The following is a 13,037-nucleotide window of genomic DNA, read 5'->3' as shown; positions in this document are numbered from 1 at the left end:
GGGGTGGGCCGGGTTCACGAGGTAGTTCGCGCTCGACGGGACGACGGCCGACGGGACCCGGATCACGGCGGTCCGCCCCTCCCGTACCCACCCGTCGCCGACCCGCTTCGCCGAGCGCAGGGCCGGGTCCCGCCGCCAGTCGGCCGGGAGCGCGCTCGACTCGAGCGTCTCGACGAGCCCGGCCGGGACGGTCACGCAGAACGCGACGTAAGAGCCCAGGAGGTGAGCGGTCGTCAGGTTCACGAGCACATCGAGCTCGCCGAGCTCGAGGGTCCCCGCGAGGTAGACGACGGGGACGCCCGGGCTATTCCACCGGCCCCCGCCGAGCCGGGCGCCCTCGCCCGAGAACGCGGACCCGGCCCACTCCGCCTTCGTGAGCCGCCACGCGACGACCGCCCCGCCCTCGGGGGCGTCCTCGGGGGGGACCGGGCCGGGCTCGGCCACCTAGCTGAACACGCCGTGCTCGATCCGGGTCAGGAGCCGGTCGACCTCGCGGGCGCCGGGCTCGACCGAGGCGTAGGCGAGCGGGGTCTCGCCGCCGAGCGCCCGGGCCGGGCTCGTCATCCACGCCCGGGCGTCCTCGACGGTCTCCATGACCCGGACGGCGTGGGCGACGAGGGCGGCGAGCCGGACGAGCCGGTCGGACTCGACGACGTCGAACCGGCCCTGTCGCCGGCGCCGCGAGAGCGTGGAGGGGGAGAGGTGGAGGGCGGCGGCGAGCTCGGCGGTCGGGACGCCGAGGGCGCCGAGGAGCGCGTCGAACCGGTCGGCCGGGAGCCCGTCACGGACGGCGTCGGCGAGCGGGCCGGGGCCGTCGAGGGCGAGCTCGGGGAAGTCGAGGGCGGCGGGGCCGTCGGCCACGTCAACAGCGGGGGCGTCCATAGTGGGAACCAGATGGCAACAGAGTACACCCAAATGAACGACCCTGTGGGGACCCCGTTCCGTCCGTCGCGGAGCCAGAGCAACGGGCGGCTCCCTCTGTTCAAGAAAGGGGGCACCCGTTGTCGTCCAGAAACCGGTCTTTCCGCGACGCGAGGGCGGGGTGGCGCCGTTCTCGTAAACCGGGCGTCAAATCAGTGGCCCGGTCGCCCCCCACGGGGCGCTCGTGCCGCGTCAGAACAGCCGGGGGTCCCAGTCGAACGGGTCGGGGCCGCCGGCCGTGAGGCGGGCCGCGTCCGGGTGGGCCGGGTTGATGAGGACGTTCGCCGCGTGGGGGACGACCGCGCTCGGCACCTGGAGCGCCGCGCTCCGGCGCTCCCGGAGCCACCGCGTCCCAATCTCCTGGGTCGCCGGCGGGTGGGGGAACGCGTCCCACCCCTCGGGGAGGTCGGCGGGGGGGACGACCTCGATCGCGGCCTGAGGGACGTCGACCGGGACCACGACGTAGTCCCCGGCGAGGGCGTCCTCCAAGGACCCCAGCCACACGAGCTTCTCCATCGCCGCGACCGCCTGGTGCTCGGAGGCGTACGAGACCCGGACCCCGCGCCGGTGCCACCGGCCCGCGCTGAACAGCCCGCCGATCCCCGCGAACGCGTCGTGGGCGTGGCGGCGCTTCTCGATCCGGTAGAACGTCGGCATCGCGGGGCGGCTCGGGGAGGGGCTCGGCGGCGCCGTCGGGCGGCGGCGCCGTCAGGCGGCCATCCCGAACTCGACGTGGTAGAGCACGGTCTGGACCTCGCGGACGCCGGCGAGCGTGTCGAGCCTCGCGACCGGGGCCTCGCCGCCGAGGAGCCGGTGGGGGCGGGCGAGCCAGGCCCGGGCGCGGTCCTCGCCGTCGAGCGCTCGGACGGCGAGGTCGTAGGTCTCGGCGAGGAGGAGGAGCCGGTCCGACTGCTGGGGCGGGAGGGGCTCGGGCGGCCTCGCCTTCCGCCGCGTGAGGGTCCGCTCGGAGACCCCGAGCGCCCGGGCGAGAGCCCTCGCGTCGTCGGCCGTCGGCGACGGCCCGAAGACGGCGTCGCTCACGCGGTCGAGGACCCGGGGGGGCAGCCCCTCCCGGGCGGCCCGGACGGGGTCGGTCCCGCCGAGGATCTCGTCGACGAGGGGCTCGGGGGCGGCGGAGACGGCGTCGTCGGTCATGGTGAGGGGCGGCGGGCGGGGTCGTCCTGAACGGTCACGTGTCGTAGAAAGTTACGACAGATGGCTGATCGGTCACGTCTCCGGCTCCGAACCGTTCCCGGGGACCGGGACGAGCGCGGCTCCACCGTCTCGTCCGTCAGAGCCCGATCCCCTCGCTCGCGTTGTCGTCGAAGAGCCGTCCCTCGCGGACGTACTCGGCGAGCATGGCGGCCGACTTGTGCCGGGTCTGCTTGCTTATGGCCCGGTCGGGCTTGCCCGCGCGGGCGGCCGTGGTCGCGAACCCCGCCCTCAGCGAGTGCCCGGCGTAGAGCGTGGAGTCGAGCCCGGCCGCCTCGGCGTGAGCCTTCACGACGTTGGCGACCGTCCGGCCCGTGACCGCCTTGTGGCCGAGCCGTCCCCAGCGGTCGACCGACCGGAACACGGCGCCGGAGAGGGGGGAGGGCCGGCCCTGGTCGGCGAGCGCCCGGCCGGCGGCGGCGAGGTACGACCGGACCGCCCGGACGGGGCACGTCCCGGCCCGGCTCCCGTAGGCCACGCCGACCACCTGGCCCGCGCCTTCCTGGTCGCTCTTTGATTTGGGGATGAGCAGCCGGAGCCCGTCGGGCGTGAACGACAGGTGCTCCGTCCGCACGGCGGCGAGCTCGCTCCGCCGGAGCGCCGCGGCGAACCCGACAAGCAGCATGGCCTTGTCCCGCCTCGCCCGAAGCACTGCGCCCGGTTTCGCGTCGTCAGTGAACGCCTCCGCCAGCCGGACCGCCTCGTCGCACTGGGTGGCCATGGCCACGACGTCGGCCGCGAGCGCCGGCGCCACCTTCTCGCGCGCCGTCCCGAGCGTGCGGACCACGCCCGCCCAGACGGAGTGGAGCGGCTCCCGCGAGCGGAGTGCCGGGCTCTCCACACCCGCCAGCTTGTGGGCCTGGGAGATCGCCGCCATCCGCCGCTCGAGCGTGGCCACCTTCAGCGGCGCCGTCGGTCGCCCGTCGTCGCCCGCGGGTCCGGCCTCGGCGCGGGACGCTATATATAAAGCGACGGTCTCGGGCGACGCCGGCATCGCGGCCAGCCCGCGCTCGCCGCACCACGCGGCGAAGTCGGCCCAGTCCGAGCGGTACGCTCGGAGCGTGGCGTCGGACCGGGCGGCCTGGGCGAACCGGCGGGCGGACTCCGCGTCGGCCGCGAGCGCGGCGGGCAGGCGATCGGCGCCCAGAGGGACGAGGTCAGCGGACACAAGGCATAGCTGTTATTGCATCGTCAATCATCTTCCACGTAGAGGAGCAACGGTCGAAGATAGCCTTCGTTGTCCGATCCGTTTCCGATAATGTCCGCTTATCGGAAGTCACTGATCGGTCGATTCGAAAGGCCCCCGCTTCGGGTCCACCTCGACCATCGGACTGACGAAGGCGTCCGGGCTCACGGCCTCGGCGCCGAGCGGGCGGAGCGCGCCCTCGGGGAAGTCGCCGAGGTCCCACGTCACGACCTCGCCAGCCTCTAGAGGGTACCGAGCAGAATGATGCTGTTGGCGAATCCAGATGAGTCCCAGTTTGTCCCCGTCGCGCGGCCGCCAGCGTCGGTGGCGAGCAGTCCAGACAAGTTCGTCTTGGACCGCTCGGCAATTCGCCAACAGCGTCTATCCCGACGCTGGCCCGTCTACACGCCCTAGCACGCCGCCACCACGGCGTCCACGAAGGTCCGGAGCGCGGGGCTCGTCGCGTCGGGGGTCCACGACATCCGCATCTCGAGTCGGGTAAACCCACCCGACAGTTCGCGGAGCCCTACCCCATCGCGCGAGAACGACCCGGCGACCGTCCCGGGCAACACGGCCACGCCGACCCCCGCGGCGACGAGGCTGAGCATCGTGAACGCCCCGCTCGCCTCCTGCGCGATTCGTGGGGCGAACCCGGCCTGACCACACGCGCGAACGATTCCGTCATAGAGAATCGGGTCGCGCGCCAGGCTGGGCATCACGAACGGCTCTCCGGCCAGGTCCGCCAATGGGACGGGACCTTCGGTGTGACCTGTAGGACCGCTGCGCGTCGCGAGCGAGTGAGAGTGGGGGACGGCGACGAACGAGTCGACCCGGTAGAGCACGGCGGAGTCCTGGCCCTCCACTTCACCCGGCTCTGCCGCCGCGAAGGCCACGTCGATCCGGCCCGAGCGGAGAGCGTCGGGCTGGTCGGCGCTGGCGGTCTCGAGGAGCACGACGCCGACGCCCGGCCGCTCGATGCGGAAGGCGGCGATGGCCGGCGCGAGCGGGCCGTGCAGTGCCGAGTCCGTGTACCCGACGACTACCCGCCCCGTCTCCCCCCGACCCGCGCGGCGGGCCGCGTCGAGGGCGTCGTCAACGGCCCGGTCGGCGTAGCGGGCGCGCTCCAAGAGCGCCTCGCCCGCGGACGTCAGGCGCACGACCCTCCCACTCCTGTCGAACAGGGGGGTGCCGACCTCGCCCTCGAGCGCTTGGATCTGCCGCGAGAGAGCAGGTTGGGACACAAACACACGCTGGGCCGCCCGGCCGAAGTGAAGCTCCTCGGCGGCGGCGATGAAGGATCGGAGGTGACGGAGCTCCATGGGTTTGATGAGAGGAGCGATGCACTCAACGCATTGCCCTCTCCACGACTATGCATGTAACGAATGACGCAAGGGCGGGTTCGATCTGCTCCACCTCCCTGACGCCCTCCTCCGCCCCACCGTGCCCGACCCGATTATCCCCTCCCCCATCGCCATCCCGCAGCCTCGCCTCGACGAGCTCCGCCAGCGGCTCGCGCAGACCCGCTGGCCCGACGCCGAGACCGTCGGGGACGAGAGCCAGGGGCCGCCGCTCGCCGCCATGCGGTCGCTCGTCGACCGGTGGGCCGGCGGCTACGACTGGCGCCGCTGCGAGGCGGTCCTGAACGGGCTCGGTCCGTCCCGCACGACCGTCGACGGGCTCGACGTGTTCTTCCTCCACGTCCGGTCCCCGGAGCCCGGCGCGCTCCCGCTCCTCATGACGCACGGGTGGCCGGGCTCGGTCCTCGAGTTCCGCCACGTCGTCGGCCCGCTCACCGACCCGGTCGCCCACGGCGGGCGGGCCGAGGACGCCTTCCACCTCGTGATCCCGTCGCTCCCGGGGTTCGGGTTCTCCGGCCAGCCGGCCGAGGCGGGCTGGGGTCCCGGCCGGATTGCCGCGGCCTGGATCACCCTCATGGATCGGCTCGGCTACGGCCGCTGGGCGGCCCAGGGCGGGGACTGGGGGGCGAGCGTGACCGAGATCATTTCGCGGATGGCCCCCGAGGGTCTCGTCGCCGTCCACTTCAACATGCCCCTCGTTTTCCCCTCACCGGAGGAGCGGGAGCGGGCCACGCCGCACGAGCAGGCCATGATCGACGACGCCCAGCGCTACCAGACCATGCTCTCGGCCTACATGCAGGAGATGACGACGCGTCCCCAGACGATCGGGTACGCGCTCGCCGACTCCCCGGTCGGACTCGCGGCGTGGATCTACACGCTGTTCCAGGACGTGTCCGACAGCGGCGGCGACCCGACGTCGGTGTTCGACCTCGACGAGCTCATCGACGACGTCATGATGTACTGGCTCCCGAACGCCGGGGCCTCGTCGGCCCGGCTCTACTGGGAGGCTGCCCAGGCCGGCATGTCTCCTCCCTCCGGGCCGAACCCGACCCCGGCCGGATTCAGCATCTTCCCCAAGGAGCAGGTCCGCGCTTCGCGGCGCTGGATCGAAGCTCGGTACGAGACCGTGCTCCACTGCAACGAGCTCGAGGCCGGCGGCCACTTCGCAGCGCTTGAGCAGCCAGTCGCGTTCACGGACGAGGTGCGCGCCACCTTCCGGACGGTCCGGTAGCGACGGCGCTGGCCCGGAGGCAGGCTCCGAGTTAGGCCTACCACAACCAATGGAACGGGATGGTACGGTAGCGCTCAGAACGCCGATTCCAGCGATAGAAAGCAGGTCAGGCGGCCCGATCTCCCACCTCACGAGGAGCTCGGCGGAGGTCCAGCCGGCACGACGGCGAGGATCTTGTACAACCGTCGTAATGGCAAGTCCAGTGATCTAGCACCCGCCAAAACGAGCGGGAATTAAGAACGCCGGCGGCCGTCCAAAGCGGGTCCCAGAGCCGACAAGGGATGAATCTGACCTCCAGCACGTAGCGATCGCGGCAGCGATGAACCTGAAGCGGCGGTCGACTGGCTCGACGGCGTCCCCCGCTCGGTGTCCTACCAGTCGCCATTCTCGGCGCTGATGGCGGCCTGATAGAGTTCGCCAACAACATCCATCTGCCCGCTACCCTGAGGGGGAGGTCGGCGTCGTCCCCGTCGGCCAGGGCTTCGGGGACGACGAGCCGGCCCGAGACCGTCCGGTCGTCCCGGAGTGTGACCACGAGTGAGCCCCCGGCCCGGAGCACGTCGACGGCCGCGCCGTCGACGTCGGCCGTGAACGTGACGGCCTCGTACTCCCCACCCACATCGGTCTCGGTGGCGTCGGTCCCGTCGCAGCCGGCGAGGGCGACCGCCAAGAGCGCCGTGAGGACGAGGGGCTTGAGCTGGGCAGGGGCATAATTGTCAGGGATTCGGCCGTGCCGAGCCGGCTAGCGGTCGAGGCCACGGTTGTACTCCCACACCGCACGGGCCGAGGCCTGTTCGGCCCGCAGACCGAGGACGACGCCGTAGAACCCCGCCGTGGCGCCTCCCAAGGCCGCCCCGACCCGGAGGCCGTCGCCCCCGCCGAGGGGGCCATCCTCGTCCGCGGCCGCCCAGAGGAGGAGGCCCGCGGCGACGGCAGCGAGGACGCTCCGGGAGCTGGCGCGTTCGGCCGCCCGTGCGTACGGGAGCGCCGTGGCGGAGGACGCCGTGAGGGCGCTGAGGTCTTCCCGGAACGGCACGAGCCGGCCCACGGCGACCCCCTCCGAGCCGCGGACTACCCGGACGCCGAGGGCAGTGGGCTCGATCCGGAGCGCGCAGTCCTCGTACGGACACGGGGCACCGGCGTCTTGGGCGACTGCGGGGGCACCGAACAGGCCAACGAGCGCGACGGCGAGGAGGGCGGTCCGGCCCAGGGCGGGGCCTCTCGGAGTCGGTCGGAGAGGGGGCTTGATGTGAGTCATCGGGGCGTCTAGAAGCGCTGGATGAGGTTGACGGCCCCGTTCCGCTGGGACCCCGTCTCGATTGTGTAGAGGACGTGGGAGTACCCGAGGTGCCCGGGGTTCATTACCGACGAGCGCGCGACGGCGAACCCGAGGAAGTCGTCGCTCGAGTGGAGCGCGGCCCACGCGGTGCTGCCGATGTTGAACACGCCCCAGGCGATGAAGGGGATTCCCCTGACGCTGCCGTCGAGGACGCCCAGTCCGATGAGAGCCCCGCCCTTCGCCGTCTGCTCGAGGAAGTACATGAGGTCCATCTTCGTGTACAGTTCGCACTGTTTGTAGTCGTCCTCCCAGAAAGCGACGGCGAACCCACGGTCGGCGAAGTTGGGGTCGCCCGATGGGAGCTCGAGGACATCGAGCTCGCTCTGCGAGAGAGCGAGGGCGTTCCCGCTCCACGACTCGCCGTTCTGATCGAACCGGCGGTACCCCGCGAGCGAGCCGTACTCCCCCGCGCTGCACCGACCGTTCTTCCGGAACGGGTACTCCCGCCCGTTGCTGACGTTGAAGACGATGATCTCGATCTCCGGGGACCCCTTCAGGCCGGCCTCGCCGACGAAGTCCATGTCGGCCCGCGTGTAGTAGAGGCCCGGCGGGTACGACGACGTACCCCCGCCTCCGGTCCCGCCGCACGCGACCGGGTCGAGTTGCGTGAGCGGGTCCTCGCACGGGTCCACGATCAAGTTGGTCGTGGCCATCCCCCCGCGCCCGCCGAGCGCGTACGTCCCGATCGCCGCTCCGCCCGCGTCGTCCGTGTTCACGACCGAGGCCGGGAGCGGGGCCGAGAAGTCGGTCTCGACCGGGACGATCGAGAGCGTCGTCTGGACGGGCACCTCGTACGCCCTGAGCGCGACGGGCTGGCCCTCCACGTCGAACGCGGTCGGGACGTCCTCGTCCTCGACGATCGAGGCAACGACGATGTCCTTCCCGCCCCGCCACCGGGCTCGGTGGTCGTCGACCGGGAGGTAGAACTCGAGCTCGCGGACCGATCGAGCGAGCGCGAGGACCTCGTCAGTCGAGCGACCGGTCTCCTCGGCCATCGCGGCGAGCAGCTTGCCCCGCCCGCTGGCGGCCTGGGCGGCGAGGTGGTCCTGGAGGTGGAGCTTGTGTTCGACGGTGAACCGGGAGTCGGCGAGGTCGCGGCGGACCTCGTTCCGTACGGCCGGGGCGCCCATCGCGAGCGCGAACGCCTCGGTGAGGTCGGCGAGCGCAGCCCGCTCGGCGGCCTCGCCGGTGCCCGCGCCCGCGGAGACGAGCGAGGCGCTCGCGGGGGCCGCGGCGCTCGGGGCACCCGTCTCAAGACCGGCCGAGTCGCAGGCGCCTAGCGAGAGGGCGCCGAGAGAGAGGGCGCCGAGAGAGAGGAGGAGGTTGCGCACGGGGTGGGGGCGTCGGAGTTCTAGGGGCGTAGGACCGAGGGGTCCTCAGGTCGGGACGGGGGTTTGAGGCCGTCGTCGGGAGTCAGAGGTTGATGCACCCGATGAACGGGATGCAGATCGTGTCCGGCGCCGAGGGGGCGTCCGGGGGCGGGGCAGCCGGCGGGGGGAGGACACCGGAGAGGAGGGCGAGGAGGAGGAGGACCATCTGTTGCGCGTGGGGCGGGGGTGGGGGGCGCCCAAAGTCCTCCCCGCGCCCCGCAGCCGCCTCACCCGGACCGACCGATCCCGCTCGTCGGTTCCGACGAGTCCCGCCCCGCCGGGGCCGCCCCGATCAGGCGCCGCCGTCGGCGAACCCGGTCCGGATCGCCCACACGATGGCCTCCCGGGCCGACCCCACCCCGACCTTCGCGTACACGGACGTGAGGTGGCTCCGGACCGTGTTCTCCGAGACGAACAGGGCCTCCGCGATCTGGCCGTTCGCCCTCCCCTCGGCCAGGAGCCGGAGCACGTCGCGCTCCCGGTCCGAGAGCCCGGCGGCCGGGTCCGCCAGAGCGGCCGGGCTCACGAACCACCGGCCCTCCCCCCGGGCCACGGCCCGGACCGCCTCGACGACGAGCTCCGGCGACTGGTCCTTCGTGAGGTACCCCGACGCCCCGCTCTGGAACAGGCCCGTCACGTACGACGGGTCGGCGTACGACGAGAGCGCGAGGACCCGGGCGCCGAGCCGCTCGGCCTGGACGGCCCGGGCCACCTCGACGCCCGTCACGCGGGGCATCTCCATGTCGAGGACGGCCACGTCGACGCCCCCCGCCCGGAGCGCGGCGAGGGCCTCCTCCCCGTCGGCGGCCTCGGCGACGACGGCGAGGTCGGGCTCGGCGGCCAGGAGGTCGCGGACGCCCCGCCGCCACACGGGGTGGTCGTCGGCGAGGAGGACGCGGGTGGGCACGGGCGGCACGGGCGGGGCGGGCGGGGCGGGGGGCACGGCGCTACGGGTTACGGGGCGCCGGGGCCGCCCCGGACGACCGGGACCGAGGCCCGGACGCGGGTGCCCCGCCCCGCCCCGCTCTCGACCGCGAGCGCGGCGCCGACAGCCTCGGCCCGCTCGGCCATCCCGACGAGCCCGTAGTGGCCCGGCGCCGACGGCGTCAGCAGGTCGGCCGGGACGGCGTACCCGGCCCCGTCGTCGGCCACCTCGACCTCGACGGCGCCGGGGCCGACCCGGAGGGCGACCGAGACCCGGCCGGCCCCGGCGTGCTTGGCCGCGTTCGTCATTGCCTCCTGGGCCACGCGGAACAGGGCGAGCCGGACGGGCTCCGGGAGCGCCTGCCCGTCGTCGTCGAGGTCGAGGGCGACGTCGAGGCCCGGGTGCCGGTCGGCGAACCGGGCGGCGTGGGCGCGGAGCGCGGCGGCGAGCCCGAACGGCCCGAGCGCCGGCGGGCGGAGGTCCTCGGCCACCCGGCGGAGCTCCTCGACGACCGACCGGGCCTCGGTCGCCGTCTCGGCGAGCGCCGCGCGGAGGCCGTCGTCGGCGCCCCGGGCGAGGACGGCCAGCCGCATGCGGAGGGCGTGGAGGTCCTGGACCGGCCCGTCGTGGAGGTCCTGGGCCGTCCGCACCCGCTCGGCCTCCCGGCCCTCGGCGAGGTGGCGCCGGGCCGACTCGGCCGCCTCGCGCCGGGCGCGCTCCTTCCAGTACCGCCGGCGGTACCACACGAACGGGAGGGCCGAGCCGGCGACGAGGCCGACGGCGATGAGGGCGAGGGCCGAGAGCGTGAGCGCGCGGGGGAGGAGGAGGACGGACCGGGCCTCGCGCCGCTCGGCGAACGCCCTCGCCTCCTCGCCGAGCGCGGCGACCATCGTCGACGGCCCGAAGAACGCGCCCCCGTACGGGTCGTCGAGCCGCATCCACGTCTCGCCGTGGGGGGCCGTCCGAACGAACGCGTACGGCCACACGGTCCGGCCCTCGCCCCAGACGAGGCTGTCGACGACGAGGGAGTCGGCGTGGAGGGCGGCGACGGGGGTGGGGGGGGCCTGCGCCCCCGCGACGGTCGCGAGGGCGAGGAGGGCGAGGGCGGGCGGGGCGGCGGACCGGGTCACCGGGGCGGTCGGGGGGCTCCGGGACAAGCTAGGGCCGGCCCTAGCCCCGGGCGGCGTGGGCCGGTTCCGCCCGCCCGATTCGTCGGAACCGACGAGCCCGAACGCGCGGAACCGGCGGGGGCCGGCGGCCGGGGCGGCCCTAACGTCGTCGCCGTCCGGGCCGGCACCCCGCCCGCGCCCTCCACCCCTGGACCCCCACCCCGATGACCCTTCGGCACGCGCGCCCGGCGCTCGGCCGGGCCACGATGGCCCTCGCCCTCGGCGCCCTCCTCGGCCTCGCCCCTGTGGCCCACGCCCAGTCCCAGACCGCCAGCGACCGCGCCCGGCTCGCCGGCGGCGCCCCGTCCCTGTTCGAGTCCGAGGGCGACGTCTCCGCGTCCGACCTCGCCGAGGCCGGCCTCAAGGGCGGCGCCGCGGACGGCGCCCGCACGCAGGGCCGCGATAAGCCGTCGAAGCTCGACCGCGACCAGGCCAAGGAACTCCGGAAGGCGCTGAAGAACGGCCACGCCAAGAGGGGCCGGCTCGTCCGGTTCCCGAAGAAGCTCGCGACGGCCGAGGCGTTCGCGTTCGGGTACGCCCCCGAGCTCGGGGTCGTCGCCGAGGAGCGCCCGGCCGGCGGCGGCCGGCTCCTCGCCGTCCGCGACGAGCTCGTCGACATCGACGGCGAGGCGTACGGGTGGGTCGGCCGGCTCTACGTCGCCGACGACCCCACGACCGCGCTCGGGACCATCTCGCTCGTCTACCGCGACGGGGTCGGGGTCTCGGGCTCGGTCCAGGTCCGGACCGACCTCTACACGATCGTTCCGCTCGGGAAGAGGCTCCACGCGCTCGTCGATGTCGACGAGGCGGAGATCCCCGACGGAGGCAGCGACGCGACGATGAGCGGGGGCCGGCGTCTGGCGGCCCGTGCCCCCGGAGCCCCTTCCGAGGTCTCCCCCGAGCCCGTCGCCCCGTCGCTCGACGACGCCTTCGCCGCCGCCAGCGAGACCGCCGGGGGCCGGGCGTCGACGACCGCCCGCGTCCTCGTCCTCTATACGCAGGGAGCGGCGAGCGGGGTGGCGAACATCAGCAGCTTGATCGACGAGGCGATCATGAACTCGAACACCGCCTACAGCCGGAGCCGGACGGCCCCCCGGCTCCAGCTCGCTCACAAGCAACTCCTCTCCGGGTTCAACGAGTCGGGGATCATCACGACGGACACTGACCGTGACCTCCCGAACAACCCGACGGCCCGGTCCCTCCGCGACACGTACAAGGCCGACCTCGTCGTCCTCCTCACGCGGCCCGGGGCCTACAGCGGCGTCGCCGGGAAGGCGAACGTGATCTACACGCCCGGGCAGACGACGCCGGAGGGGGCATACGCCATCGTGGACGTCGCTTACGCAGTCACGGACAAGGTTTTCACCCACGAGGTCGGCCACCTCCAGGGCGCACAGCACCACCCTGAGGATCCCATCGATCCGGCCAAGGGGTACTCGTACGGGCGCGGGCACCGCGAGCGGTGGTCGCAGTGCTTCTACGGGGCCGGGTGGATCTGCGGGTACAACCGCTTCGCCACCATCATGGCCTACACGGAGGGCGGGGTGTACCCCCACGTCTGGAACATCTCGAACCCCGACGTCGAAGAGCAGGGGCGGACGACGGGCCAGAGCGGCCGGGACAACGCCCGCGTCCTCGACGCCACGGCCACGACGATCTCGGCGTACCGGCAGAACCCCCTCACGGCCTCGGTCTCAGGCCCGAGCCTCCTCTTCCCGCTCGAGTCCGGGACGTGGACGGCGAGCCTCGACGGGGGGGCAGGGACGACGTCGTACAAGTGGTACAAGAACGGGTCCTACACCGGCGTCACGTCGCCGTCGTACTCCACGACGGCCGGGTACGCCGACTTCTCCCTCCGGGTCGACGTCGTGCGCGGGTCGGAGACGGCCTCGGGCTCGAAGTACGTGACCGTCTACGACAACGGGGGCTGCGCGCCCGACATCGTCCTCTGCCCGGTCGCGCAGGGGGCCGAGGCCGCCGCCCCGGTCACGGCGGGTCTGACCGCCGGGGCCGCGCCGGAAGCGTTCGCGCTCGGGGCCGTCGGCCCGAACCCGGTCGCCGGGTCCGCGACGGTCTCGTTCGACGTGCCCGAGGCCTCGGCCGTCGCCGTCGTCGTGTACGACGTGCTCGGCCGCGAGGTGGCCCGGGTCGTCGACGGCGAGGTCGGGGCCGGGACCCACCGGGTCCAGTTCGACGCCTCGGCGCTGTCGCCGGGCGTGTACGTGGTCCACATGCGAGCCGGCACGTTCGTGGCCACCCGCCGCGTCACGGTCGCTCAGTAGGCGCCCGCGCTCCCCACATCAAGACCCGCGGGCACGGCGTTTCC

14 protein-coding genes are annotated in these 13,037 nt (G+C 73.6%); 2 read left to right on the top strand and 12 right to left on the bottom strand.

Annotation, left to right across the window (positions count from 1 at the left end; translation table 11 throughout):
• From RQM47_RS16160 to RQM47_RS16130, 7 genes are all read right to left on the bottom strand, one after another.
• The coding region (locus tag RQM47_RS16160) for an RES family NAD+ phosphorylase (RefSeq protein ID WP_314009645.1) at window positions 1-444 on the bottom strand (444 nt) is incomplete at its 3' end.
• The gene (locus RQM47_RS16155) at window positions 445-882 is read right to left on the bottom strand and encodes an antitoxin Xre-like helix-turn-helix domain-containing protein (RefSeq protein WP_314009644.1); all 438 of its coding nucleotides are present in this window, start codon (window positions 880-882) and stop codon (window positions 445-447) included.
• Window positions 883-1,113: 231 nt separating this feature from the next.
• Window positions 1,114-1,578: an RES family NAD+ phosphorylase gene (locus tag RQM47_RS16150; protein ID WP_314009643.1), complete on the bottom strand. Its 465-nt coding sequence runs from the start codon at window positions 1,576-1,578 to the stop codon at window positions 1,114-1,116.
• Window positions 1,579-1,629: 51 nt separating this feature from the next.
• A complete protein-coding gene (locus tag RQM47_RS16145) occupies window positions 1,630-2,076 on the bottom strand; it encodes an antitoxin Xre-like helix-turn-helix domain-containing protein (RefSeq protein WP_314009641.1) in 447 nt (148 codons plus the stop codon).
• Window positions 2,077-2,212: 136 nt separating this feature from the next.
• Window positions 2,213-3,301, bottom strand: a complete 1,089-nt coding sequence (locus tag RQM47_RS16140) for a site-specific integrase (RefSeq protein ID WP_314009639.1) — start codon at window positions 3,299-3,301, stop codon at window positions 2,213-2,215.
• Window positions 3,302-3,409: 108 nt separating this feature from the next.
• Window positions 3,410-3,547 (bottom strand): hypothetical protein, encoded by a 138-nt coding sequence (locus RQM47_RS16135; protein WP_314009638.1) that lies wholly within the window; start codon window positions 3,545-3,547, stop codon window positions 3,410-3,412.
• A 182-nt stretch (window positions 3,548-3,729) separates the two neighbouring features.
• Entirely contained in the window at window positions 3,730-4,638 is a 909-nt protein-coding gene (locus tag RQM47_RS16130; RefSeq protein WP_314009637.1) for a LysR substrate-binding domain-containing protein, read from the bottom strand.
• 121 nt (window positions 4,639-4,759) lie between these two features.
• Between RQM47_RS16130 and RQM47_RS16125 the strand changes: the two genes are divergently transcribed.
• On the top strand, window positions 4,760-5,908 hold the full coding sequence (locus RQM47_RS16125) for an epoxide hydrolase (RefSeq protein WP_314009635.1): 1,149 nt from the start codon (window positions 4,760-4,762) through the stop codon (window positions 5,906-5,908).
• Window positions 5,909-6,650: 742 nt separating this feature from the next.
• Here the strand turns inward: RQM47_RS16125 and RQM47_RS16120 are convergent.
• From RQM47_RS16120 to RQM47_RS16100, 5 genes are all read right to left on the bottom strand, one after another.
• Window positions 6,651-7,166 carry a hypothetical protein gene (locus tag RQM47_RS16120; RefSeq protein ID WP_314009634.1) on the bottom strand — a complete coding sequence of 172 codons (516 nt, stop codon included), beginning with the start codon at window positions 7,164-7,166 and terminating at the stop codon, window positions 6,651-6,653.
• Window positions 7,167-7,174: 8 nt separating this feature from the next.
• A complete protein-coding gene (locus RQM47_RS16115) occupies window positions 7,175-8,578 on the bottom strand; it encodes a hypothetical protein (protein ID WP_314009633.1) in 1,404 nt (467 codons plus the stop codon).
• An 82-nt stretch (window positions 8,579-8,660) separates the two neighbouring features.
• Entirely contained in the window at window positions 8,661-8,783 is a 123-nt protein-coding gene (locus RQM47_RS16110; protein WP_314009632.1) for a hypothetical protein, read from the bottom strand.
• A 126-nt stretch (window positions 8,784-8,909) separates the two neighbouring features.
• Window positions 8,910-9,524, bottom strand: a complete 615-nt coding sequence (locus RQM47_RS16105) for a response regulator transcription factor (protein WP_314009631.1) — start codon at window positions 9,522-9,524, stop codon at window positions 8,910-8,912.
• A 47-nt stretch (window positions 9,525-9,571) separates the two neighbouring features.
• The gene (locus RQM47_RS16100; protein ID WP_314009630.1) at window positions 9,572-10,672 is read right to left on the bottom strand and encodes a sensor histidine kinase; all 1,101 of its coding nucleotides are present in this window, start codon (window positions 10,670-10,672) and stop codon (window positions 9,572-9,574) included.
• 203 nt (window positions 10,673-10,875) lie between these two features.
• Here RQM47_RS16100 and RQM47_RS16095 point away from each other — a divergent pair, with 203 nt between their 5' ends.
• On the top strand, window positions 10,876-12,993 hold the full coding sequence (locus RQM47_RS16095) for a zinc-dependent metalloprotease (protein ID WP_314009628.1): 2,118 nt from the start codon (window positions 10,876-10,878) through the stop codon (window positions 12,991-12,993).
• The last annotated feature ends 44 nt before the right edge of the window (window positions 12,994-13,037 follow it).

This window comes from Rubrivirga sp. S365 (assembly GCF_032248475.1).
GTDB classification, from domain to species: Bacteria; Bacteroidota; Rhodothermia; order Rhodothermales; family Rubricoccaceae; genus Rubrivirga; species Rubrivirga litoralis.
Note: the sequence above shows the minus strand (reverse complement) of the source record. Positions and strands in the feature narration are given on the sequence as shown.

Bases quoted from the DNA above. Each gene is read 5' to 3' on its own strand.
- RQM47_RS16155 (WP_314009644.1), bottom strand. From the start codon at position 882: ATGGACGCCCCCGCTGTTGACGTGGCCGACGGCCCCGCCGCCCTCGAC.
- RQM47_RS16150 (WP_314009643.1), bottom strand. From the start codon at position 1,578: ATGCCGACGTTCTACCGGATCGAGAAGCGCCGCCACGCCCACGACGCG.
- RQM47_RS16145 (WP_314009641.1), bottom strand. From the start codon at position 2,076: ATGACCGACGACGCCGTCTCCGCCGCCCCCGAGCCCCTCGTCGACGAG.
- RQM47_RS16130 (WP_314009637.1), bottom strand. From the start codon at position 4,638: ATGGAGCTCCGTCACCTCCGATCCTTCATCGCCGCCGCCGAGGAGCTT.
- RQM47_RS16120 (WP_314009634.1), bottom strand. From the start codon at position 7,166: ATGACTCACATCAAGCCCCCTCTCCGACCGACTCCGAGAGGCCCCGCC.
- RQM47_RS16110 (WP_314009632.1), bottom strand. From the start codon at position 8,783: ATGGTCCTCCTCCTCCTCGCCCTCCTCTCCGGTGTCCTCCCCCCGCCG.
- RQM47_RS16095 (WP_314009628.1), top strand. From the start codon at position 10,876: ATGACCCTTCGGCACGCGCGCCCGGCGCTCGGCCGGGCCACGATGGCC.